We start from the raw sequence: 23,868 nt of genomic DNA on the forward strand, positions 1-23,868 counted from the left end.
TGCAGAAAACTAAAAAGAAAGCCGGCTATCAGCCGGCTTTTTTATTCTAAGTATTTTTTAATACTTAGATGAGTCCGTACCCTTACGGTGTCACAAGCGTGCACTGGTCAGACACACCAAACGGGTTTGCTGGCGGAGACGCCCCTTCATCGGTTACATCGTCAGCAGAAATACTCAATGTGTAGTTCATCGAAGCCTGAGCCTCGCTTCCTGTAGACTGACCAAAAACGGAAATAACTGCATCGTACCAAACCGCATAGCTGCTTGGATAACGGTACTCTAATTCGGCATAACCATTTTCATCTGTTTCAGCGTTGCCGTTAGCGAAGGTTATGGTGCCCACTAACCCAGGCGTAAGCATCTCGTCGCCATTAGTGTCTTCATTAGTTGGAGTTGTATCCAAGATGCCATTATCGTTAACATCTTCTGTCAGACAGTTCTGATTAATTATTGCTATCCATTGTGATTCATCGTCATCATAGACCCAGAACCCTGTACGATACTCACCATCGTTGACATATTTTGCAGGGCCGACAGACGCAGTTAGGCTTACACCGCTAACTGGCTGACCTGCAGAGTCAGAGACAAATACACTGAATCGCTTCAAGTAAGATGTAGAGGTAGGTTCTTCTAGCTCATTACCCGTGCCCAAAGAAATATCGAATGCACGAGCACCCACAGTCAAGGTGACTTGATCATCAATCGCTGAATCATCAGCAACAAACGCGGTAATCACTACGGACTCTAGGGTCGAAACTGAGCCAGACGTAAAGACTGTTGTCGCTATCCCCTTGCTATCCGTGGTTGCTTGAGACGGTGATACAAATCCGGTAGATACATCAGAGACAGTAAAATTGACCACGCTGTTTTTTACCAAATTACCATCCACATCGCGAACCACCGCGCTAATAGTGCTGGTTTGTCCGTCAGGACCCAAAATGTCAGGCGATGCATCAGCAATAAGTGTGTGCGGTGTAGTAGCTACAAACTCAATTTGAGTAAGTGCCGAAACCAACACATTACCGCTTCCGTCACTCGCCGTTGCCGTAATTGAAGAAATACCAGCATTGTTGGCGCTGATATCGATACTTGCCTGTCCTTCTGCATCGGTTTGTACGGTTGAGTTGCCGTCAATTACGCCACGTGAGGCGCTAAAAGTAACTTCTTGACCCACTACTGGCGTGTTGTTTTGACGCCACTGCACAGTGATTGTCTGTGCTTGGCCCAGCGGCACTTCTTCAGTAGGCAAGTTAACGAAGTTAAATTCGTCTTGCTGAACCTGTACCGTAAAACTTGTTTCAGCATTAAGTGCTGATGCCGTAATGGTATTTTCTCCAGAAGCGGAGGCTGTATAGGATACCGTTGCTTGACCATTAGCCCCGGTATTGACCGTGGTACTGCCAAGTGTGCCGTTAGTTGCAGATAAGACAACATCTTCGTTTTTGATAGTCTCGCCATCGGAGTCTTGAAGACGAATTGTGTATTCAACGGTATCGTTTAAAATGACCGACGACGCTCCATTGATAGTTACTTCTGTCCCAGTAATGGTGATATCAACAGATTCAGTAAGGCTACCTGCTCCAGCAGTGATAGTAATAGTACGGTTTGATTTGTCGTTTTGCGATGTCAATACTGCGCGAGCCGTGCCATCGGCAGCGGTTTCTGGCTGTATTAACTGAAGTTCAACGCCATCACCTGTTGCTGCAGAAAAGCTCACTTCGACCCCTTCCATCAGCACGCTTTGCTCATTTTTAACTAACGCTATAAGTTCGACTTCATCACTACCGCTAGATGCCAGCTGAATACTGTCAGCGAAAAGCTCAAGAGAAGCAGGCTCTTCACTTACCGTGGTACTACCTTCAGAACTAAAGGTCGTAGAGTCTGTCTCGCCTGTAGCTAAAGTAGCCGTTACTTCGCCGTCGCCAGAGGCGCTTCCAACCGACATGTCTATTGTTGCAACACCTTCGGCATTTGTTAATGCCGTCGCCGTATCGTTTGAGAAGGTAGCAAGGTCATCATTACTTAATGAAAAGGTAAGCAAAAGATCGGCCTGAGGTTCACCTAATGAATTAGTTACTGTTGCCACTGCCGTTAAACCATTGCTTGATGAAAGGTTATTATCCGCCTCTCCACTTTCATTTTGCAATGATAATGCAACACTAATAGAAGTAGGTTCTATGGCGCTTGCCGCTGTGGCAGAGAACGTCGTACTCCCTGTTTCACCACTACTTAACGCTGCGGTAATTTCACCATCACCCGAAGCCGTACTGGCGTTCAAGCGAATTCTAGCAACACCGCTTGAGTTGGTGCGCGCAGTACCTGTGTCGTTGCCGAACTCTGCAAGTTCATCGTTACTCAACGTGAAAGTTAACAGTGCATCTGAGTACGGGTTGCCTTGGTCATCCGTCACCGTTGCTACTGCAAACAAGCTATTGTTTTCTGATAAGTTGTTGTCGCTTGCGCCACTTTCATTTTCTAATGTTAAAGCTATCGAATAGGTAGGTGTGGTTGTACCGTCGTCTCCGCTTCCATTATCCGTGTTATCCCGAGAGACTGCAGAACCGCCTCCACCACATGCTGTTAGCATAAATATTGCGCTAATTAGGCTTAGCGCTCTCGCTAATGTCGACATAATTCGTTCCTGAACCTCTTTTATTGACAATTGCGTCGTTTTTTATGTTTAAAAATCAACTGAATCTGGCACACTACGAAAGATTAAAAATATAAAAATGCACAGGAAACATTAATGTCTTCATCTGCACATAAGTATAGTTTAACCGCCCGCATATTTATCGGCATGGCTGCCGGTATCTTGACTGGTGTCTTTCTCCAATTATTGTTTGATGATAGCGGAGATTTTACTTTTTCGATATTCGGTTTTGAGCTCTCAACGTATAACATTCTTGTTGAAGGTATATTTTCCACTCTCGGCCAAATATTTATCGCTAGCTTAAAAATGCTGGTGGTTCCCCTCGTTTTTGTTTCTCTTATTTGTGGAACTAGTACCTTATCAGACCCGAGCAAGTTGGGAAGACTGGGTGCAAAATCGGTAGGGCTATATGTTGTCACAACCGCAATCGCCATAACACTAGCCATGAGTATAGCTTTGGTGGTTTCTCCCGGTGACGGACTGAATTTAACCACGGAAACCTCGTTCCAAGCGAAAGAAGCGCCTAGCCTGTCAGACGTTATTGTGAATATGTTCCCTAGCAACCCCATAAACTCTATGGCACAGGGCAACATGCTTCAAATCATTGTTTTTGCTGTTCTGTTCGGTATAGCAATGGCGATGACAGGTGATGCAGGCAAACGTCTTACCGCTATCTTTGAAGATATCAATACGGTAATCATGCGCTTAGTGACAATCATCATGAACCTAGCGCCATACGGTGTTTACGTACTAATGGCGAAGCTCTTCTCAACTATTGGCGGCGAAACCATATTGAGTTTGGCGAAGTACTTCTTTTTAGTATTTGGCGTTTTGATCCTTCACGGCTTAGTTACTTACTCTGTTTTACTCAAAGTTTTGGCAGGTTTAAACCCGGTCATTCTGTTGAAAAAAATGCGTGACGCAGCCCTATTTGCGTTTAGTACATCAAGTAGCAGCGCAACATTGCCTGTTACCATGGAAACAGCAAAAAACAAACTTGGCGTGGGTAATTCAGTTTCATCATTCACGCTGCCTTTAGGCGCAACAATTAACATGGACGGTACCGCCATCATGCAGGGTGTGGCGACGGTGTTTATCGCCCAGGTTTACGCTGTCGACTTGAGCCTTGGCGACTATATGATGGTAGTGTTGACCGCCACGCTTGCTTCTATCGGCACCGCTGGTGTACCTGGTGTTGGCCTTATTATGTTGGCGATGGTTTTACAGCAGGTAAACTTACCCGTTGAGGGAATTGCACTTATTATCGGCGTAGACAGACTACTTGATATGACCCGTACTGCGGTAAATATCACCGGTGATTGTATGGTGTCGTGCGTTGTTGCTAAGAGCGAGGGCGCGTTAGATGAGAGTATTTATAACGACCCTAAAGCAGGTTTGAAACAAGAAGATGTGGATTTCGAACACTTCGAAAAAAATAAATAGCATAGGTTCAAACCCACTGAGTGCGCTCTCAACATAATGTAAGTGTGGCGCACAGGAACAGCCGTTAAATACAAACAAGGCCAGCATAATTTGCTGGCCTTTTTGTTGATTGTCCTGTTTCTAGCCACCTAACCGTGAACACTAGCCTTGTAGACTGACCCCGTGAACCACCGTCCTTAGAACAATGCTCCGATAAACATCTATATCTTTCGGATCCCTCGCCTATGTTACTAAAACCACAACTCTGCCAAGCGTAACGGGTCGGTGAAACAGGTCGGTGAAGCATGAGCTAACTATCATCGACCCGTAATAGTTCATTTTTTAATTAGTTAGTGAAGCGCAGAAGATGGCGACACTTTCGCAGCTTTTTGCGCTGGATACAACGTAGCCCCAACACTTAAAAACATAGCTACAACAACCGTTACTACCACGTCCTGCCAGTGTAAGCTTGATGGTAGAAAATCAATAAAATAGATATCGCCAGAGAGAATTTCTACATTTAACAACGTTTCAATAAAACGCACAATATCTGACAAGTTTGGTGCTACCAGCAAGGCAAGCGCAACGCCAACGGTAATGCCGACAACCCCGTTAATAACCCCCTGAAGTACAAAGGTATTGCGAATTAGACTGTCAGTGGCTCCCATTGTCTTTAATATCGCAATAGCAGCCTGTTTGTCTCTTACCGCCATTACTAATGATGACACTATATTAAAACAAGCAACCGCAATCACTAATGTAAGCGCAATATAAACCACTGACCGTACAAGCTGAATGTCGTTATATAAATGCCCTTGAGTACGTGTCCAGTCAGACATATAAACAGCTTGAGGGTAGCTATATCCAATATCTCGCATGGTATCGTATGCTGAAAAAGGATCGTTTAGGGTAAACTGAATCCCTTGGGCTTTAGAGGTAATACCAATGGCTTCCGACGCAGTCGCTAAATGCATCAGCCCAAGCTGATTGTCTAGCTCACCACCAACAGATAGCACCCCTGCAATAGTCAGCGTAATAGAACGTGGCGCCTTAAAGGTTAAATCATGGGTGGTTTGAGGTATCAATAGCTGAACTGTGTCACCCACGTCTATCGCCATTGAAGACATAATACCTTTACCAACAAGCAATCCATTAGATTGCTTGGAAAAGCTTAGCCAATCTTGCCTAGCTACTCTTTCAGCGTATTTGTCGCCAACCTGATTTACTGGGATACCGGTAACGCTAATGGCCTTTAACTCGCCTTTTGACTGCAGCATACCTGTTAGCCCTGTGTAAGGGGTTACCGATGCAATACGGCTATCTTGTGAAAAACGGTAAAGCTGAGCATCTAAATTCTCTATTCCGCTTTCGCTTTTACTGTATAGCTCGCCGTGTGGAACCACGCTTAAAATGCGACTCGTTAGCTCTTTTTCAAAACCGTTCATAACACTTAGCAGCACGATAAGCACAAAACACCCAAGCCCAATTCCTATAGTCGACGACATTGATATAAACGAAATAAAGCGTTGTTCGGAACGTGTTTTTCTAAATCTCTTGGCCAATTCAAGGGCGAGCATCTTGACCCTCCACAGGCAATGCTTCGCTAGCTAAACGGCCGTCTTTAATCTTAAGTACCCTATCCATTTTCGCAGCAAGGGTAGTGTCGTGGGTAACCACTACAAAGGCTGTCCCATTTTTCTCGCTTAGGCTTTTCAGAAGCTTATAAATTTGTTGCCCTGTAGAGTCATCCAAATTCCCTGTAGGTTCATCGGCAAGCACCACAGAAGGTTCGGTAACCAACGCACGGGCTATTGCCACACGCTGTCGCTCGCCTCCCGACATGGTTGAAGGTAAATGATCCATTCGATGGGAAAGCCCTACTTCTTCTAACATAGCCTGAGCTTTAGTATGGGCCGCTTTTGTGGATAGCCCTCTTATTCTAAGCGGCATCGCAACGTTTTCTAAGGCCGTGAACTCACCAAGTAGGTGATGAAACTGGTAAATAAACCCCATTTCGTCATTGCGAAGTTTAGCTAGCGCATTGCCAGATAGTTTGCCAAGAGATTTCCCGTTAAATTCGACGTCGCCGCTGGAGGGTTTATCTAACCCGCCTAGTATATGTAATAGCGTACTTTTCCCTGAACCAGAGCTGCCTAAAATGGCAACGTGTTCACCAGCTTTTATCGAAAGAGAAACATCGCGTAATACGGGGGTGGCATTACTGCCTTCTTGATAGGTTTTATTAATATTGCTGCAAATTAGCACATCTTGCATGCGACTGTTCTTCTATAGTTTCCAGACGGTGAATGGTAGCGCTAAACACTACCAACACCAACTGAAAAATAACAGCGCTAAAACGCGTTATTGTGTGTCTTGGACACTTTTAGCGAGTGCGTCGGCAGACTGAGGCTTGCCAAACAACCATCCTTGACCGTAGCCGATAGTTAAACCTTTTAATTCATTAGATTGGTCAATATTCTCAACGCCTTCTGCAATCAGGTCGACGTTAAGCCCTTCGGCAATACTAACTATATGTGGAATAAGCGAAGAACGAATACTGTTGTCTTCCATATCCATTACAAAGCTTCGGTCAATTTTGAGATAGTCACAGTTCAAGGTTTTTAGCTGGCTTAGGTTGGAATACCCCACGCCGAAATCATCTATAGCAAATAAGAACCCTTTACTCTTTAGCGACTTAATGTGCTTAACCGCACTATGAGTTGCTATTTGTTCATCTTCGGTAATTTCCAGCACTAACTTGAAGTTTTTAACATTCATTTCCAGTGCAAAATCTAAGTCTAAACAGTCTTCTCTTGTAAAGTCGAAAGGGAATAGGTTAAAGGACACTTTAAACCCATTTGGGATATCAGGATTCTCATTAAGTTCCTTCATCGCAGTGGTAATCATATCGACAGTAAATTCCCACGTCATTTCTTGCTCTTTAACTTGCGGAATAAACTCATCAGGATAAATAGGCCCAAACTCGTCTTCAAAGCGACTTAGCACTTCGCAACCAATCACTTTGCCCGTTTCCAAATCGACAAATGGCTGATAAAGACTGTAAAATTTATGCTCTTTTAAGCCTTTACTTACTCTGGACTCCAGAGAGCGTCGACGACGTAGATAATTAAACACCAGCATGTGCGTGAGCGCGGCCGTCAACAGCATAGCGAAAACAAACAAGATAATCTTACCCGTGTGTAAATCTAATACCCTTCCGTGGTCAGACTTAACTTTTAAACAGGTGTTATTGTAGCGCTCATCGCACAAGATGAATTGTAATGAGAAATACCCTGTACGTGCTTCCATGTCATCTTGACTAAGCGTGGTATCCACAAGCCCTGGGTTACCTGCCATATGGTAAAAATGATCACCATTGTAAAAAAGCTGCCAATCTTGGGTAAAGCTGTAGCCAATAACGCTATCCATATCTAATACTGCGTTATAGCGCCCACGTTTAACTATTGTTCCGGTCGCTTGCTTATCGAAAAGTTGCAACGGCGTATTTATCCAGAATGCATCCCCAAGCTGGGTGTAAAAATCGGGGGTTGCCTCTTGTATGGGCTCTTCAAGAATACCCAGATAGGTACTACACAACAATGCGCCGTTTTCATAGAAACCAATTTCTTTTACGAAACGGGAGCGAAAAAGAGTTTTGCGCATTTCTGCCAAGTTTTCGAGTTCACAAGACTGATACGGCAGTGCGTTGAGATAATCGAGAGTAATTTCTGCATCTCTAAAGACAACGCGTACATTATCTAAAATCTCTTTAGCACGGCTTTCCTCTTGTTCTCTAACAAACACAAACATAACTATGGCAAGAACAAATGTAACTAAGGCCACGCTTAACAGAGAAACGCCAATCGCTTTTAAATTATCAGCCAGAAAATACCGTTTTTGATCGCTTTTATTCATAATTTCCGTTGTTGTAAAACTCTAACGTCCTAACTGTAGTACAGATTCAAAAAAACACACTACGACTTTAGGGCACATGTTACTGTTTGTTAGATAGTTTTAATGCTTAACGTGCGGTTCTTGAAAATAAAAATGAAAGGTTTAAAGGCTAAGGAAATAGAGATATGAAAATTGTCTGGGACGTTTTAATAACAGCTATTATGCGAAGTGCGAAAAATGCTTTTGCGGGAAAAAATAACTAAAGAGGATGCTAATAAGAATTAAAGCTTTTTTTTTCTTGGCTTAAGGGGAGAGAAAAAAACTTAAATGAAAACTTGATATGGCTCTTTATCATTAATGGCGGAGCGGACGGGACTCGAACCCGCGACCCCCGGCGTGACAGGCCGGTATTCTAACCAACTGAACTACCGCTCCGCAATAATGAAAAGCGCGCATGGTTCGATTAATGGCGGAGCGGACGGGACTCGAACCCGCGACCCCCGGCGTGACAGGCCGGTATTCTAACCAACTGAACTACCGCTCCACATAATCGAGATTGCGCTGTATAACTAAATGGCGGAGCGGACGGGACTCGAACCCGCGACCCCCGGCGTGACAGGCCGGTATTCTAACCAACTGAACTACCGCTCCGAAGACCTTTTAGTTATACCATTGAAAGAGTGGCGGAGCGGACGGGACTCGAACCCGCGACCCCCGGCGTGACAGGCCGGTATTCTAACCAACTGAACTACCGCTCCACATCTTCAATGTTATCAGTGAGTTGACTTGGCTGTTGTTGCCCTGTCCCCTGACTGCGGCGCAGATAATACGTATTCCCCCATGTGGAGTCAACGCTTTTTATTAATAAAATTGTCATCTGCGGTTTGTTTGCCTGTTAAATAGACATTATGTCGAAATAAAATTCAAAGTGAACAATTTAACATCGCATAATCACGACTGTGACAAAACATGCATTAGGATTTTTCCGGTTTGCTTTCTTTTTTAAACATCCCGAATAACTTTTTCAAACCTTTCGGCTTTTCTTCCATAGAAAGATCGGCATCAGTCGTAGCTGGAGATTGCTTTGCCGGTGAAGACGACGGTTTAGGAGACGTACGCTTTTTACGCATAAAAATGATAACCGCCGCAGCAATAACACCGATAAGTACAATTGACCCATTAACCGCTATCAAGATAATGGTCAACGTTCCACTATCCATTTCTTCTAGCGAGGACTCTTCATTTTGCGTCATAGCGGCAGGGTTTAGATCAGGTGGCGCAACTAATGGTGCACTTCCATCAACAATCGGGTCTTTTCCATCTATTAATGGGTCTTCAACTTCAGGCTCTTGCGGCCCCTCAGCAACAAAACTAAATTCAGGCACATCTAAAATAAAATCTCTGCCATTCGTTGTTGTTCCATATGCTGTAATCTTTACTCTAAAAATGCCTTCTTCATAGGCAACAATTAAATGCTCGCGAGGCTCATTGCCCCCTTCGGTCAAAGAAAAGTTCTGCATGTCTGCATTCGGGAACTTTACCTTTCCATCCACAAGCAAGGATTCGATATCCACTAGATCTCGATCAACATCAATTATGATCTTATGGTAGCCGTCACCGCCGCCATTCATTTCTACGTCAATAGAAACGGGGTTATTATGTAAGACAATAGGTTGGCTTTCTTGCTCGCGGGTATACATGGGGGTGATGACACGAAAAACCGGCTTCCACTCGCCCGCCGCTATTTTTAAATTAAATTGACCGGTAAAGACACCATCTCCAGGGCGCTCGTCCATTCCTCGGCCGTCGTCTTGAAACGTAGCAATATTTTGATCGCCTGTGCCAAAGTTTCCGAAGTTAGGGTTGTTTGTGCTCTTAAATTCAATATCAAGCTCGACTACATCTCTAAACTGCTTGTTGTCAATTGGCTCGCCATTATTTGTAAGGTAGGCCGTAGATTTTAGAATTTCACCGGCAAATAGAACATCAGGTAAAGGGTCGGCATGTAACTCTATATTTGATATAACCATCACACGGCTTTCTGGCAGTACTTGGCCCACTGCTTGCCAAGGCCCTGGGACAGGATTTTTAATGGTTATCATGTCGAAGGTATCGGCATCGAACCACTCTACTTTGTCTTCGTCCACTCGCCCCTGAAACAGCTTAGATCCATCTGGTCTCACAAGTACAACCGGGGCAGAGCCATATTCTCTGAAAAAGACCATGGTGATTTCTTCAACGTTGTAATCAACCCGAAATCGGTTTTGTAAAAGCTTTATTGAGTTTGTATAGCTGTCGCCCAAGTCAGTAAGGGGCGAGGTATCAACATCTTGATTATTTGACTGAGGGTTTTGAATTGCACTATCTGCGAGCTGCCTAGCGGCGTCGCGTTCGTCTTCTTGCGACTGAGCGCCAGCGCTTAAGTGTATAAAAAGCGATAAAATAATTCCCCAAGAAAACCACACTCTCACGCTACGCTGCTCCTGCACTGTTTGGCTATTTTATTTCTATTTAAATGTGTTTGGCTAAGACACCTCTTCTGGGTGAGGACGCCATAAGCACTTGCCACCCGCTTTTTCTACAATGTCTAAGCGAGCTTCATGTTGTGTTATTTCATCGGCGGTAGCTTTAATAACCTTTAATTTATTTGCGCTTCGCTTGACCCTGCGAATAGCGGTGGAGTCAGCATCACTACCCGAACTTGATGCTAGTTTAAGTTTGGTCTGCCCACCGGTCATTAACAGGTAAACATCTGCCAGAATTTCAGCATCCAGCAAAGCCCCATGAAGCGTACGGTGGCTGTTATCGATACCGTAGCGTTTACACAATGCATCGAGGTTGTTCTTTTGGCCTGGGTGCATTTGGCGCGCAAGAGTAAGTGTATCTAGAACATCACAAATCTGGTTAGTAATAACGCCTTTGGTAGACGCTTCCATTCCAAACTCGTGATCCATGAAGCCCACGTCGAAGGGTGCGTTGTGAATAACGAGCTGTGCCCCTTTGATAAAGCTAACAAACTCCTGGGCAACTTGAGAAAACGTCGGCTTATCGGCAAGAAATTCATTGGTTATGCCATGAACTTCAATTGCCTCTTGTTCAATATGGCGGCCCGGGTTGATGTAAACGTGAAAGTGATTCCCCGTCAAACGGCGGTTAACAACTTCAACACACCCTATTTCGATAATGCGGTGGCCTTCTTTGGGGTCAATACCTGTGGTTTCAGTATCGAGAACAATTTGGCGCATGGAACCTCTACTATAATTACACTTTCATTTTTTGATAGTATATCAACCCCTTTGCAATCCGCTAAGGGAAAACACAAGATAAATTAAGCGAGTTAAACTAAAGGAAACGCTGTGGCTCAAAAGACCATTCACATTTATACCGACGGCTCGTGTCTAGGTAACCCTGGCCCGGGCGGGTACGGTGCTGTACTAATTTACAAACAGCATAGAAAAGAGTTGAGCGATGGCTTTGCCCACACCACGAATAATCGTATGGAACTGCTTGCCCCGATTGAAGCGCTCAACAGCTTAAACGAGCCGTGCAACGTTGAACTGACTACCGACAGTCAGTATGTAAAAAATGGTATTAATCAGTGGATCCATAACTGGCGAAAAAACGGCTGGCGCACTGCTGATAAAAAGCCAGTTAAAAACGCAGATTTGTGGCAACGGCTAGATGAAGCGGTGAAAAAGCACAAGATAAACTGGCATTGGGTGAAAGGTCATTCAGGACACCCAGAAAACGAGCGTTGTGATGACCTTGCCCGCGGTGCTGCAGAAGCGAACCCAACAAAGCCAGATGAAGGCTTTGCTGGGAAGTAAGGTACCTTAGCAAAGCGTCTTTAGTGAGAGCCTTTACTAGAAGCTCTCGCTCATAGCTTTTACTAAGAACGTTTAACATAAATTCTTACTAGTAATTTTTATTTTACCACGAGAGGACCAACTTGCCCTGCGTGTCGTTGTTCTCTAGTCGCGCATGAGGCTTATCGATATCTTCAATACTATAATGGGTATCGATATTTACATTTAGCTCTTTGTTCTCAAAAGCGGGCAAACATACGTTAGAGAAATCACGTATCAAGTCCGCTTTATACTCGTCGCTTCGATTTCTCAGTGTTGTACCAATAATGGAAGCTCTCTTTCCTAAAAGCAAAGCCATATCAAGGTTATCAGCATACCGTCCTGCTAACATGGCCAAGTAAACTACTTTGCCGTCTTGCTTCAGCACTTTAAGGTTTCGGTTAAGGTAATCGCCACCGACCATATCAAGTACCATATCAACGCCTTCAGGCCATACTTTTTTTAGAACCTCATCAAACTGCTGCTGTTTGTAGTTAATTAGATGTTCTGCACCATTGTTTTCACAAAGGTTCAGCTTGTCTTGGCTTGACGCTGTTACTGCGCTGTGTACGCCCCAATATCGACATAGCTGAGTGGCGGCCAACCCTACACCACTAGCGCCCCCATGTATTAAGGCACGTTCAGCTGGCTTAATATGAGCAATCGTGCGTAAACACTGAAATGCGGTAAGGAAAACTTCGGCAAGACCTGCTGCTTCAAAAAATGGCATGCCCTTAGGGATAATCATTAGGTGGGCAGGATTAACAATGACTTCAGTAGCATAGCCACCACCTGCGACCAAACCAAATACTTCATCTCCCTCTTTAGAGGTACTAACATCGCTGGCAACTTCTGTTACAACACCTGCTACCTCTAACCCAAGGATTTCACTTTCCCCTGGCGGTGGTGGATAACTACCTTGACGCTGCAACGTATCTGCTCGATTTACACCGAATGCTTTTACCTCTACTTTTACTTTTCCTGATGTTAGCGATAACCCGTCGCATTCTTTAACAACCAACTCGCTCGGGCTACATCCCTTTTCAAAATCCACATAGCGCATACTTTGCATCCAATCCTAGTTTTAAAATTTTAATCGTAATGTGTCTACGTACTACTAAAACAATCAGTTTGGGTTTCTTCTAAGTTTATAACAGTGGGCGTAGATAATATTCAACACAGAACCTTTGAAAATGCGTATAATCGCGGCCATTACCGTAAGCCTATAGAGTGGCTTACAACAGATATATATTTTTAAATTACCACGAGAGCCTACATGTCAGCACAGGTCATACTACAACCATCCAGAGATAAATCACTTCGCCGCAAACACCCTTGGGTTTTCGAGAGCGCCGTGGCTGAGTTAAAAGGCCGTGCGCGGGTTGGCGATACGGTAGATGTTTTCGACTCTGAAGGCGATTGGTTAGGGCGAGGCGCATATTCTCCAAATTCTAAAATTCGCGTTCGCATGTGGACGTTTAAAAAAGATGAAAGCATTGATAACGGCTTTTTCTTGCGCCGTTTAGAAACTGCGCTAACGCTGCGTAAGCGCTTGTTTGACCCAAGCAAAACGAATGCGTTTCGTTGGATAGCGTCTGAAAGTGATGGTCTTCCTGGTATTACTATAGATCTGTACGACAATGTTGCCGTGGTGCAGCTTCTAAGCGCTGGCGGTGAAAAGCACCGAGATAAGATAGTATGGGCAATCACCAAGCTAATGCCTGATGTTCACGTCTATGAGCGTAGTGACGTTGATGTACGCAAAAAAGAGGGATTAGAGCCGGTAACAGGCGTGCTTCACGGCGAGCCACCCATGCAGGTTACAGTAAAAGAAAACGGCATTAATATTGTTGTTGATATAGAACATGGCCATAAAACCGGCTTTTATCTCGACCAGCGTGATAGCCGTGCTGCCTCAGCACACTACGCAAAAGATGCTGACGTACTAAACTGTTTCAGCTACACAGGCACATTTTCTTGCTATGCCCTTTCGGGCGGTGCCAAGTCGGTGACTAACGTTGATGTGTCTCAACCAGCTTTAGATTTAGCTAAACATCATGTGGCAATTAACGGATTAGATGAAGATAAGGCGCACTATGTAAACAAGGATGTATTTAAAGCGTTGCGTGAATATCACGAAAAGGGCAAACAGTTCGATATGGTCATACTCGACCCACCAAAATTTGTTGACAGTAAAGCTACATTAAACCGTGCTGCGCGTGGCTATAAAGACATTAATATGTATGGCATTCACACAGTTAAATCTGGCGGATTGCTGCTAACTTTCAGCTGTTCAGGTCTTATGCCTGCCGATTTATTCCAGAAGGTTGTCGCCGATGCTGCCCTTGATGCTGGCCGTACTATAAAAATCATTGCAAAGCTAAATCAAGCGTCTGACCACCCTATTATTGGTAGCTACCCTGAAGGCTACTATTTGAAAGGTCTAGTTTGTGAAGTCACCGACGATTAGAAATGAAAAAGCGCCCTCGTTGTTATAGAAACTTGGGCGCTGCTTTCACTTATTGAATTAACGATAGGTTATGCAAATAGCTTAGAAAGCGAGCAATAAACCTTACATTTTAAGAAGCAAAGCTTATATTATTTGAAAAGCCATTAGATAGCTGCTGTGAAGACTCACTTGCTTGCCCTTCAGTAACCACCTCTTTATCCTCTAATTTTTTCCATACCATTTCGTGGAAATAGAAGGCCACAGTATTAATTGCTGGCTCAACTAATGCTACCGCGCCGCCTACTACTAAGCTGCCCGTAAGTAGGTAGGCTACAGTAAAGGCTACTGAAAAGTGCATAACAGCAAAGGTAATTGTCTTTTTCATAATTATCGCTCTCTCAAAAGTTTAGATTCTGTTTGCTTTCGCATTAATGAGAATTATTATCAATTGAGAGAAAAGATTAAAATAGAAAAAACTGAACAGCTTATTCGCTTTATTGAATGATAAGCGACGACCGAATACTTGTGACGCTTGTAATAGCGATGGAAAGGCGAGGTTAATTTCGCCTTTTTACCTGGGAATAACCTATTTCATCTGAGAAATTTCAACGCCTATAATACAGCTCGAATCAGATTCAGGCTCACAGCGTACAACCGTAGCTAGGGCGGCCAAAGAAGGGATTTGTGAGCTAGACGATTCTATAGCAACACTCACTTGCGTCCCTACCTCAATTGAGGGTTCATCAACTTCTAACGACATTCCTGTGGCGCTTATATCTTTGCACATTGCCTGCATGGTGCGGCTCGACTCATCGTCAGTAATTTGCAACTGACACGGCGAATTTACCATCATCCTGAAAAAATTTCGCTTATCGTCGTATCCCAACATGTCTACTTCTCCTGATTTTTAGCATTACGCTGACGACTACAATTGTTGTTATAGGTTGATGGCGATAACTTGTCAATCGAACTGTCTAGTTTTTATTCAACAATGCTGCAAAAGTAGTATTGGTCTTACCTCAATGAGTCGACGATTATCTTTTATTATCGATAAAACAGAACGGCTGTATGCTTATTAGGTACAAATAATTAAGCCCCACAATACGCTGCATTATGGGGCGCTAATATAATTAACCAGTCTATGTAGATGCGCTTCGTGCTTGAAAAGCTATGCGTTACACATTGTCTATATCGAGAACGTCATCAAAAGTCTGCTAAATAGAGGGTTATACGCTTCGCTGATATGGGGTATGCCGTACCAAGTTGCTGCGCAAACAGAGAAACACGCAGCTCTTCTATCATCCAGCGCACATCATCGAGGGCTTGAGGCACTTTACCTTTGGGGTACTTACTGCACGCTTTTTCCCATTCTTTAATCGACTTTTCTACCGTTACCTGATGCATTCTGTCTTTGTTGGGGTCAATGGGAAGCTTCTCAAGACGACGAGCCAAGCCTTTAATATAGCGGTTCCAATCGTCCAGCCTACTTTCACCAATTTGAGAAACAAAGCCAGGGAACACCAATGACGCAAGATGGGCTTTACAGTCACCTAACGCGTTAATCATCGTTAGCGGTACATTGCCTTTCATCTGCTTTTGGCATTGGTGAGCAAGGGTAAGCCCCTGCTCTACCTGCTTTGCGATTTCTAACACTCTGTCATTAATATTCGCTCGAGCAATCTCTAAACAGGCCTCAAAATCAGCTTTATTTCGAATGTCAGTGTCGTTAGTTTTGCAATAATCACTAACAATGGCGTCGATACCCGCAAAAATACAGTCATCGATAAGTGCTTTAACTTGCCCAAATGGATTGAAATACAAACCCAGCTTGGCTTTATTCGGTAATTTGCTTTGCAAATAATTAAGGGGTGACGGCATGGCGTTTTTAATCAATACATTAACACCCTGCTTATGTAGCGACTGCGCTTTATCCGCTTCTTCAATGAGCGCAATATCTACTTTATCGCCCTTTTGCACAAGTGCTGGGAATGCCTGAACTTCAAACCCGCCTACCTTTTGCACAAAGGTTTCTGGCAAGCTTTCGAAATCCCACTGTTCGATATTGTTGCGCTCTAACTCCGGTGTTGCGGCTTTCTCAAAGGTTTGCTTGACCTGCCCTGCACACTGTTGTTTAAGCGCGTGAAGGTCGTCACCTTTGGCAATATCATCACCGTTGTCGTTCACTACCGCAAAGTGCATTTTCAAATGCTTATCAAGCTGATCTATATTCCATTCTTCGCTTTCAATAATAACGCCTGTCATTTTGCGTAACTTGTCGGTTACGGCTTCAAGCAAAGGCACCGGACGGTTGTTTTTATCTGTTTCACTGATATCAGCAAGACATGCTTCAGCAAAGTTAGGCGCAGGCACAAAGTTACGACGCAAGCGTTTTGGCAAGGTTTTAATTAACCCCACAATAAGGTCGTGCCTTAGTCCCGGCACCAGCCAATCAAAACCTACGTTATCAACTTGATTAAGCACAGGCAGCGGGATGACAACAGTTACGCCATCATCTTCAGCGTTGGGTTCAAAGTTATAGCGTAGCGGCAGCGTAATATTGCCCTGCCGCCATACGTCAGGGAACGCGTTCGCTACCGACTGCCCAGGCTGCTGACGATACACGTCTTCTTCTTTAAAGGTTAAACTGTCGTTGCTTCCGTGCTGTCTAAACCATTTTTTAAACGCTGCATCATTATTGGCTTCAACCGGAATACGTTTAGCATAGAAGCTTACAAGCTCTTCATCATCTACAATCAAGTCGCGACGTCGAGTCTTTTGTTCAAATTCATCCGCTTGTTCCAGCAGTGCCTGATTTTCCTGTAGGAAGCTGTTATTGAGCTTAGTATTGCCCTCTACCAAGGCTTCGCGGATGAATAGCTCGTGGCAGATTGGCGGGTCGATAAGGCTATAAACCTTCGCACGCTTCATCACTATGGGCAGCCCAAACAGAGTAACCTTTTCAAACGCGATAACCGCGCCGCGCTTTTTAGACCAATGGGGCTCTGAATAGCTTCTTTGTACAACGTGTTCAGCTAAAGGCTCTACCCACGCTGGGTCTATTTTTGCCACCATACGGGCAAATAGCTTAGAGGTTTCTACAAGCTCAGCTGCCATTACCCATTTTGGCTGAGACTTTGATAACCCTGAGCCTGGAAAAATTAAGAAGCGTGAATTGCGTGACCCCATATACTCACGGTCTTTATCTTTAAAGCCCATGTGCGACAGCAAGCCGCTAGCAATAGCTTGGTGAATAGCCTGATAGTCGGCTTCTTGCTTAGAAATACCAAAGCCCAGTTCAGCAATAGACTTTTTAAGTTGGCTTACAATGTCTTGCCACTCGCGCATACGTAAATAGTTGATGAAATTCTGCTTACACCATTTGCGGAGCTGATTTTGGCTTAGTGCGTTTTGCTGTTCTCTAAACGTCACCCACAAGTTGTAAAGGCTTATGAAATCTGAATCTTTATCGTGATATTCGCTGTGTTTCTCGTCTGCCTGCTGGCGTTTTTCTTGAGGTCGCTCTCGTGGGTCTTGAATTGAAAGCCCCGCCGCAATCACCATAACTTCGCTGAGCGCGTTTGTGCGCTCGGCTTCTATCACCATGCGTGCATAGCGTGGGTCGATGGGCAATCGTGCTACCTGACGACCCAGCGGGGTAAGCTGCATCATGCCGCTTTGCTTCGTTTTTCTATTAGCTTTGCCTTTCGCAATAGCTTGGATTTCTTCAAGTAAGCGAAAACCGTCGTTGATATTGCGGTTATCAGGCGGCTGAACAAATGGAAAAGCAGCGATGTCGCCTAGCCCTAACGCAAGCATTTGCAAAATAACCGAAGCAAGGTTTGTTCGCAGGATCTCTGGGTCAGTGAATTCTGGGCGTCCTAAATAGTCGTCTTCGCTGTATAGGCGAATACAAATACCGTCAGACACACGGCCGCATCGCCCTGCCCTCTGATTCGCTGAGGCTTGAGATATTGGTTCAATGGGCAGTCGCTGTACTTTACTTCTAGCACTATAGCGTGAAATACGGGCAAACCCCGGATCTATTACGTATTTGATACCGGGTACGGTTAATGAGGTCTCGGCCACGTTAGTGGCAAGAACAATGCGTCTGCCGCTGTGAGACTGAAAAATGCGGTTTTGCTCTGCTGCCGATAACCTAGCGTAAAGCGGTACGATTTCAGTGTTGCGATAATGCTGTTTGCTCAAGGCATCTTGGGTGTCGCGTATCTCGCGCTCGCCGCTTAAGAACACTAAGATATCGCCCGGCGCTTCGCGCATTAGCTCGTCGACAGCATTTACGATGGCGTCGCTTTGATCAATATCGTCATCATTATCTTCTGGCGCGTGATAACGAATCTCTACCGGATAAGTACGACCGCTCACTTCGATAATCGGCGCATTATTAAAATGCTTGGAGAATCGCTCTGGGTCAATGGTGGCAGAGGTAATGATAAGCTTTAAATCGGGGCGCTTATCTAACAGCTGACGCAGATAGCCTAACAAGAAGTCGATATTGAGGCTTCGCTCGTGAGCTTCATCGATGATGATAGTATCGTACTGATTTAAAAAGCGGTCTTGCTGCATTTCAGCTAGCAGCATACCGTCGGTCATAAGCTTAACGTAGCTTCGTTCGCTTACCTGATCGCTAAAGCGAATCTTAAAACCCACCTTTTCACCAAGGGGCGTATTTAGCTCTTCGGCTATACGCGTAGCCACGCTTCTTGCTGCTAAACGTCTTGGCTGAGTATGAGCAATCATGCCATTTACACCGCGACCTAGCTCTAGACATATTTTAGGTAGCTGTGTGGTTTTACCCGAGCCGGTTTCACCGGCCACGATAACCACTTGGTTATTCGCAATCGCTTCTTTAATGTCTTCTTTTTTATCGCTAACCGGCAGCGGTGGGTATTCAACTTTGGGTAGGTTGTCTTTACGCCAATTACGCTTTTCTATTGATGTGTTGATGTCGCTTTCTAGTTTCTCGAGCTGCTTTTTAAGGCTTTCTTCTCTAACCGCGTTGTCCTGTATTGAACCTTTGGGATTAGCTGCTTTTTTCTTTGCTCCTTTTCCGTCAACACCAGATGTATCATTCACTTTTTGTGCAAGCTGCGTGATCCTGCGCTTCAAACGAAACTTATCTGCGCTTAAACAATCGTCTAGTTTGTTGTAAAGAGGTTTTATAGCAAGTGGTGAAGACAAAGTGACATCCTAAAGCGAGTTTCTAATCATCAATAAAATTCGGGCGGTGATCCTAGAAGATACCGCCCTAAAAAGCCAGTGTGTTAAGCGTTACGAGAATTTAAGCGCTTTGGGTTAATTCATCGTCTTGCGCCGTTTTAAAACGGGGAAAACCGAACCAAATGGCCGCCACACCAAACACAAAAATAAGCATGGGGTACCAGCAATAAGGCGTAATGGCCAAAGGTGAAATGCCCACTACGGCCGCTGCACTCAAAAGCTGCGCACCGTAAGGGACTAAGCCTTGAAAGCTGCACGAAAAGATATCCAGTAATGACGCGGTACGGCGTGGGTCTACGCCGTATTTTTCGTTCAGGTCTTTAGCAATTGGGCCTGCGGTAACAATCGCAATGGTATTGTTTGCTGTCGTAATGTCTAAAAAGCTGACCAAGCCAGCAATACTAAATTCCGCGCCTTTCTTAGACGTGACTTTACGGGTTAAGCGTTCGATTAACCAAGTTATACCGCCGTTAGCGTGCATTAATGCCACAATGCCGCCTATGGTTATGGCAATCATCGCCAAGTCCTGCATCCAGCCCATCCCTTTTTGAATGCTTTGCATCATAGAAAGTGGCGTAAAGCTACCCTGAACCAGACCCACTGCGCAGGCACTGGCAATACCCACTGCAAGTACGCTGATGACGTTAAACCCTGTTAGCGCGAAAGCAATAATGCACAAGTACGGCACTATGCGCCAAAAATCGTAACTGCCGCCTTCAACAATGCCAGAAGTATCAACATCGACCATAAGCAGTAATGCCATGGTTACGATGCAGGCTGGCACGGCCACCATTAAGTTTGCTTTGAATTTGTCTTTTAGCTGCACGCCCTGCGTTCGTGTTGCGGCAATGGTGGTGTCTGAAACAAACGAAAGGTTGTCACCGAACATAGCGCCCCCCACTACAATACCCAGCGCCATTTCCACCGGCAGCCCTAAACTTGTGGCAAGGCCTGCACCTATGGGTGAGAGCGCGGTAATGGTGCCCATGGAGGTACCCATGGAAAATGATATGAAACAGCAAATCAAAAACAGGCCCGGCAATATCAGTGCGGAAGGCACAAATTGTAGCGCCATGTTAACCGTGGCATCCCTAGCACCAATATCAATAGTCACGGCATAGAATGCACCGGCTAACAGGAATATAAGCACCAAAAGAATAATGTTTTTATCACCTCCACCTTTACAAAAGGTTTGTACCTTTTCAGAGAAGCTGACCTTTTTACCTTTCGGATTTAAACATAGGCCATACCCAGCGCTGATAAAAAACGCCACCAAAATAGGCATCGCAGTAATATCGTTTGTGGTAATTCCTGTCACTACAACAAGAATTACAAAAAGCAAAATAGGCGTTAAACCTAACGGATTGGGTGCGATAGAATTTGGTGCAATGTCGTTATTTTCGTGCACAGAAAACTCTCTTTTGGTTTTAATTGCGTAACAGCAAAAGTTTAAAGGCTACGCTGAACAGCCACCTTGAGGGTGCGAGTGCGTAAAACAAGCTTCAACAAGACCATATCTTTTTGGTCTTTGACGATGCAAAGCTAAGGCTGCAAAGGATAAAAGGTTTTAAGGATATTGAAAAGACATTTACTTTCCAGTGACTATGTCATTTCAGGCCTAACAGATTATTACCCTCTCAATGAGACTTACAAAGTTTGTAATTGCGTCGTATTACGGCAGGTATAGTAGTTCTGCGTTAAGCTGACGCGACAAAGAGTATTGCGTTGTTTAAAGAGAGACTACAGCCATCTTGTTGTTAAGGGCCAGCGTCACATAATTATATCGTAGGATTAATAGTGCACTGAGATGTCATTTACAGAGGTCTTATGCTCAACAAATAAGGGGCGAACACGTTTTACGGTTTCTGTTCAACTTCTAAGTTCGCTAGGGGTTTTCCCTGTTAGTCGTTTTACCGTACGACGAAAGTTGGGCAAATCGTTAATACCCATTGCGTTGGCCGCAACCTCGTTACTCACCTTGTGCACCGATAAAAGTAAAAGCGCATGATTGCGTTGAACTTCTTCAGACAGAGCGCGATAGCTAGTGCCGAACTCTTTTAATTTCCGTTTCAGCGTAGCCACGCTGACGTCTAGGGTTTCCGCCAATTCAGGCAACCCGATATTTGGCGACTGCGTGTTAGACGAAGTACAAACGTAACGCCTCACAAAATCAGGTAAAGACAAGCGGTATTGCTGTTCAATAGACGTCCGTTTCTTCGTTTGCGTTGCGCTGTTACTCGATAAACTTTCTAAAGAAACGTGCGATTCAGCAGAGTCTGTAGGCCGAGCCGTCAGCCCTAAGGATTGGCTTGCTGCACCTTTTTCAATGCAAATACTGTTAAAACGGCTATTAAACGATAATTTAAGCCCAAGGTGCGTTTCATAGTCAGCGATATTCTTCGGTCGACTGCCTGTGAAGGTAAAAGACAAAGCTATTCGCTTATTCGCAATATTTTTAATGAGCGCCACTAGCGTTGCAAATGCCGCTTCAAGAGTGAACTGAATCTGTTTGCTGCTTATGCCTGTAAACTGAGGCACTAGTATTATTTTGTCGGCACTTTCAAACCGCTGAAACTGACATAGCGGTAAGCTACACCACCTAAATGTTTGGCGTTGAGTAAGGTGTAAAAGTAGCTGCTCAATATTTTCACATGTTTTAAGCACATGTAGCGGACTAGTAAGCCACTGCGAAGCGAAAGCACCACCCAGTAAAAAACTGACATCGTTACCTTTGGTTTGGCTGTGAACATTGGCTAACAGCGATGAATATTGGTTTATGCTTACTAACGAATTGTGTTGTAACGACTCCTCAAAAATACCTGTACCGCGCAAGAGCTTATTCTTATTACCGCCACGAGAGAGCGCCACATTGAGTACTGCCTGTACCAGCCAATACCCAGCGATAACTTTATCTTGGCTAGACATCACTACATGATAGCTACCAGCACTATCACTACCGGTGACATCCATGCTAAGCCCATCAGCATCACCGTTTATAGAGACACCCACCGCTAACCCATCAACATCACTCTTTACAGAGACACCCATGCTAGATACACGTGTTGAGTGACACCGTTCAGCACCTGCAGCTGTATCTTCGTTTGCAGAATCTCGCAGAGCGTTGAGCCGTGGTAGTGTTAAATCCATTAGATATTCACCGCAGGTATCTTCGTGCACATACACCAACTAGTCTCACCAAACTGTCCAAACTACGCTGCACTGTCATGAGAACGCTCAAGCTCTAACAGCATGGTGTTAAGCACAGTCGCAAGGCGCTGATTAGGTAACAAAGTCACTTGAGCACTGCGTGCGGTGGTGTAAATAGCGTTGGCATTGAGGCTATGTCTAAAAGCCAGATGCTGAATACTTACTTTGATATCATTCAAGATAACATCGGCCTGCATGGGCGAGACGTCTGGCATCAAAATAGCAAACCTATCACCAGCGTAACGGCACGCTAGATCTTGCTGGCGCAAATTCATGATCACCAATTGCGCAATGTCGTGTAGATACCTGTCGCCTTCTGTATACCCGTGCTTTTGGTTAAACAAAGAGAAGTTATTGATATCGATGATGGCAATTACAGCCGACTTCCCGGATTGCTGTAATTTACTTATTTGTGCTTTCCAATATTCTGCGCGGTAAAGTTGAGTAATAGGATCGATAGCATCGTGATCCCGAACGTCCCACTCACGACGTCGTAATTGCAAATTTAACGCACGCTGCTCTAGGTGCCATTGATAAAGTGCCGCGGTCATCACTACCATCCCCACCGCAGCAGGGTAAGACTCAATCATACTTATCCAGTAAGCGGATTCGGGGTAATGAAAAAATTCGTCTAAAAAATCTAAACTGACAGAAAACAAGAAACAGCCTAGCCCTATAATAAGAAGGCTAGTTACTTTTCCAGGAGGACGGCTAGCGAGCGCTGCTAGCATCCACGCAAGCGTTAAAAAAGCGATGCTCCCCTCCCCCACAATATCTAGGCCAGATATCACGGTGCTTTCTTTTGCATTGCCAAACATAAAAGCTAGGCAAACCGCCAAAGTTACCACGCACAACGTAAATACCAGCCAAAGCTTGTGATGTCTAAATTGTGTTGAATTTGTAAAGGTAAACATAATGCTCTCTTTGGAAATCTCTAATATTGAATACATCACGCGCCAGTCCAGCGGCTTCCAGCGCTTAAAACAAAACGAGAGTCTTGCCCAAATTTGATGAAACTGTCGAGGGTCAGTTTGGCTCATCAATGTGACATATTGATGGCAACCTATTCAAAGAACGCCAAAAAACAAGATAAAACCATACAAAATCATAAACTTAGGTCAGGGTCAATTTAGCTCACCGATTTGAGAATTAGCGACATTTGC

16 protein-coding genes and 4 tRNA genes are annotated in these 23,868 nt (G+C 44.6%); 3 read left to right on the forward strand and 17 right to left on the reverse strand.

Annotation, left to right across the window (positions count from 1 at the left end):
* Positions 1-82: 82 nt before the first annotated feature.
* On the reverse strand, positions 83-2,632 hold the full coding sequence (locus tag ACXACS_RS13545; RefSeq protein ID WP_474807295.1) for a beta strand repeat-containing protein: 2,550 nt from the start codon (positions 2,630-2,632) through the stop codon (positions 83-85).
* Between the two features lie 114 nt (positions 2,633-2,746).
* Here ACXACS_RS13545 and ACXACS_RS13550 point away from each other — a divergent pair, with 114 nt between their 5' ends.
* Positions 2,747-4,093, forward strand: coding sequence for a dicarboxylate/amino acid:cation symporter (locus ACXACS_RS13550; RefSeq protein ID WP_474807296.1), 1,347 nt, complete (start codon positions 2,747-2,749; stop codon positions 4,091-4,093).
* 329 nt (positions 4,094-4,422) lie between these two features.
* On the opposite strand, the gene ACXACS_RS13555 is transcribed toward ACXACS_RS13550, so the two are convergent.
* The 9 genes from ACXACS_RS13555 to dnaQ all read right to left on the reverse strand — a co-directional run bounded on the left by ACXACS_RS13555 (position 4,423) and on the right by dnaQ (position 11,211).
* Positions 4,423-5,649 carry a lipoprotein-releasing ABC transporter permease subunit gene (locus ACXACS_RS13555; RefSeq protein WP_474807298.1) on the reverse strand — a complete coding sequence of 409 codons (1,227 nt, stop codon included), beginning with the start codon at positions 5,647-5,649 and terminating at the stop codon, positions 4,423-4,425.
* Positions 5,636-6,346 (reverse strand): lipoprotein-releasing ABC transporter ATP-binding protein LolD, encoded by a 711-nt coding sequence (gene lolD / locus ACXACS_RS13560; RefSeq protein WP_474807300.1) that lies wholly within the window; start codon positions 6,344-6,346, stop codon positions 5,636-5,638. The genes ACXACS_RS13555 and lolD overlap by 14 nt, the downstream gene beginning before the upstream one ends.
* Before the next feature lie 87 nt (positions 6,347-6,433).
* Complete coding sequence (locus ACXACS_RS13565; RefSeq protein ID WP_474807301.1) at positions 6,434-7,987, reverse strand: EAL domain-containing protein; 1,554 nt, start codon at positions 7,985-7,987, stop codon at positions 6,434-6,436.
* Between the two features lie 337 nt (positions 7,988-8,324).
* Positions 8,325-8,401, reverse strand: a tRNA-Asp gene (locus ACXACS_RS13570).
* Between the two features lie 32 nt (positions 8,402-8,433).
* Positions 8,434-8,510 (reverse strand) — tRNA-Asp (locus ACXACS_RS13575).
* 30 nt (positions 8,511-8,540) lie between these two features.
* Positions 8,541-8,617 (reverse strand) — tRNA-Asp (locus ACXACS_RS13580).
* Positions 8,618-8,647: 30 nt separating this feature from the next.
* Positions 8,648-8,724: transfer RNA gene (locus tag ACXACS_RS13585), tRNA-Asp, on the reverse strand.
* Between the two features lie 216 nt (positions 8,725-8,940).
* Positions 8,941-10,437: a TIGR03503 family protein gene (locus ACXACS_RS13590; RefSeq protein WP_474807303.1), complete on the reverse strand. Its 1,497-nt coding sequence runs from the start codon at positions 10,435-10,437 to the stop codon at positions 8,941-8,943.
* Positions 10,438-10,491: 54 nt separating this feature from the next.
* Positions 10,492-11,211 carry a DNA polymerase III subunit epsilon gene (dnaQ, locus tag ACXACS_RS13595; protein WP_474807305.1) on the reverse strand — a complete coding sequence of 240 codons (720 nt, stop codon included), beginning with the start codon at positions 11,209-11,211 and terminating at the stop codon, positions 10,492-10,494.
* A 111-nt stretch (positions 11,212-11,322) separates the two neighbouring features.
* Here dnaQ and rnhA point away from each other — a divergent pair, with 111 nt between their 5' ends.
* A complete protein-coding gene (gene rnhA, locus ACXACS_RS13600; RefSeq protein WP_474807307.1) occupies positions 11,323-11,793 on the forward strand; it encodes a ribonuclease HI in 471 nt (156 codons plus the stop codon).
* 103 nt (positions 11,794-11,896) lie between these two features.
* Here rnhA and ACXACS_RS13605 read toward each other — a convergent pair whose 3' ends face one another.
* Positions 11,897-12,874, reverse strand: coding sequence for an NAD(P)H-quinone oxidoreductase (locus ACXACS_RS13605; protein WP_474809276.1), 978 nt, complete (start codon positions 12,872-12,874; stop codon positions 11,897-11,899).
* A gap of 213 nt (positions 12,875-13,087) precedes the next feature.
* Here ACXACS_RS13605 and ACXACS_RS13610 point away from each other — a divergent pair, with 213 nt between their 5' ends.
* Positions 13,088-14,281 (forward strand): class I SAM-dependent rRNA methyltransferase, encoded by a 1,194-nt coding sequence (locus ACXACS_RS13610; RefSeq protein WP_474807309.1) that lies wholly within the window; start codon positions 13,088-13,090, stop codon positions 14,279-14,281.
* Positions 14,282-14,390: 109 nt separating this feature from the next.
* Here the strand turns inward: ACXACS_RS13610 and ACXACS_RS13615 are convergent, their stop codons facing one another.
* The 6 genes from ACXACS_RS13615 to ACXACS_RS13640 all read right to left on the reverse strand — a co-directional run bounded on the left by ACXACS_RS13615 (position 14,391) and on the right by ACXACS_RS13640 (position 23,619).
* Positions 14,391-14,645, reverse strand: coding sequence for a DUF2061 domain-containing protein (locus tag ACXACS_RS13615; RefSeq protein WP_474807311.1), 255 nt, complete (start codon positions 14,643-14,645; stop codon positions 14,391-14,393).
* A 201-nt stretch (positions 14,646-14,846) separates the two neighbouring features.
* A complete protein-coding gene (locus ACXACS_RS13620) occupies positions 14,847-15,149 on the reverse strand; it encodes a PilZ domain-containing protein (RefSeq protein ID WP_118495239.1) in 303 nt (100 codons plus the stop codon).
* 314 nt (positions 15,150-15,463) lie between these two features.
* Entirely contained in the window at positions 15,464-19,459 is a 3,996-nt protein-coding gene (gene hrpA / locus ACXACS_RS13625; protein ID WP_474807313.1) for an ATP-dependent RNA helicase HrpA, read from the reverse strand.
* 100 nt (positions 19,460-19,559) lie between these two features.
* On the reverse strand, positions 19,560-20,906 hold the full coding sequence (locus tag ACXACS_RS13630) for a Na+/H+ antiporter NhaC family protein (protein WP_474807315.1): 1,347 nt from the start codon (positions 20,904-20,906) through the stop codon (positions 19,560-19,562).
* Positions 20,907-21,367: 461 nt separating this feature from the next.
* Positions 21,368-22,645 carry a helix-turn-helix domain-containing protein gene (locus tag ACXACS_RS13635; RefSeq protein ID WP_474807317.1) on the reverse strand — a complete coding sequence of 426 codons (1,278 nt, stop codon included), beginning with the start codon at positions 22,643-22,645 and terminating at the stop codon, positions 21,368-21,370.
* Between the two features lie 62 nt (positions 22,646-22,707).
* On the reverse strand, positions 22,708-23,619 hold the full coding sequence (locus ACXACS_RS13640; RefSeq protein ID WP_474807319.1) for a diguanylate cyclase domain-containing protein: 912 nt from the start codon (positions 23,617-23,619) through the stop codon (positions 22,708-22,710).
* Between the last annotated feature and the right edge of the window lie 249 nt (positions 23,620-23,868).

The sequence above is a fragment of the Alteromonas sp. AWM4_230 genome (genome assembly GCF_056158305.1).

Excerpts from the sequence above, each read along its gene's own strand:
- ACXACS_RS13555 (WP_474807298.1), bottom strand. The coding sequence starts at position 5,649 with ATGCTCGCCCTTGAATTGGCCAAGAGATTTAGAAAAACACGTTCCGAA.
- ACXACS_RS13565 (WP_474807301.1), bottom strand. The coding sequence starts at position 7,987 with ATGAATAAAAGCGATCAAAAACGGTATTTTCTGGCTGATAATTTAAAA.
- ACXACS_RS13550 (WP_474807296.1), top strand. The coding sequence starts at position 2,747 with ATGTCTTCATCTGCACATAAGTATAGTTTAACCGCCCGCATATTTATC.
- ACXACS_RS13635 (WP_474807317.1), bottom strand. The coding sequence starts at position 22,645 with ATGGATTTAACACTACCACGGCTCAACGCTCTGCGAGATTCTGCAAAC.
- lolD (WP_474807300.1), bottom strand. The coding sequence starts at position 6,346 with ATGCAAGATGTGCTAATTTGCAGCAATATTAATAAAACCTATCAAGAA.
- ACXACS_RS13545 (WP_474807295.1), bottom strand. The coding sequence starts at position 2,632 with ATGTCGACATTAGCGAGAGCGCTAAGCCTAATTAGCGCAATATTTATG.
- ACXACS_RS13615 (WP_474807311.1), bottom strand. The coding sequence starts at position 14,645 with ATGAAAAAGACAATTACCTTTGCTGTTATGCACTTTTCAGTAGCCTTT.
- ACXACS_RS13605 (WP_474809276.1), bottom strand. The coding sequence starts at position 12,874 with ATGCGCTATGTGGATTTTGAAAAGGGATGTAGCCCGAGCGAGTTGGTT.
- ACXACS_RS13610 (WP_474807309.1), top strand. The coding sequence starts at position 13,088 with ATGTCAGCACAGGTCATACTACAACCATCCAGAGATAAATCACTTCGC.
- dnaQ (WP_474807305.1), bottom strand. The coding sequence starts at position 11,211 with ATGCGCCAAATTGTTCTCGATACTGAAACCACAGGTATTGACCCCAAA.
- ACXACS_RS13620 (WP_118495239.1), bottom strand. The coding sequence starts at position 15,149 with ATGTTGGGATACGACGATAAGCGAAATTTTTTCAGGATGATGGTAAAT.
- ACXACS_RS13640 (WP_474807319.1), bottom strand. The coding sequence starts at position 23,619 with ATGTTTACCTTTACAAATTCAACACAATTTAGACATCACAAGCTTTGG.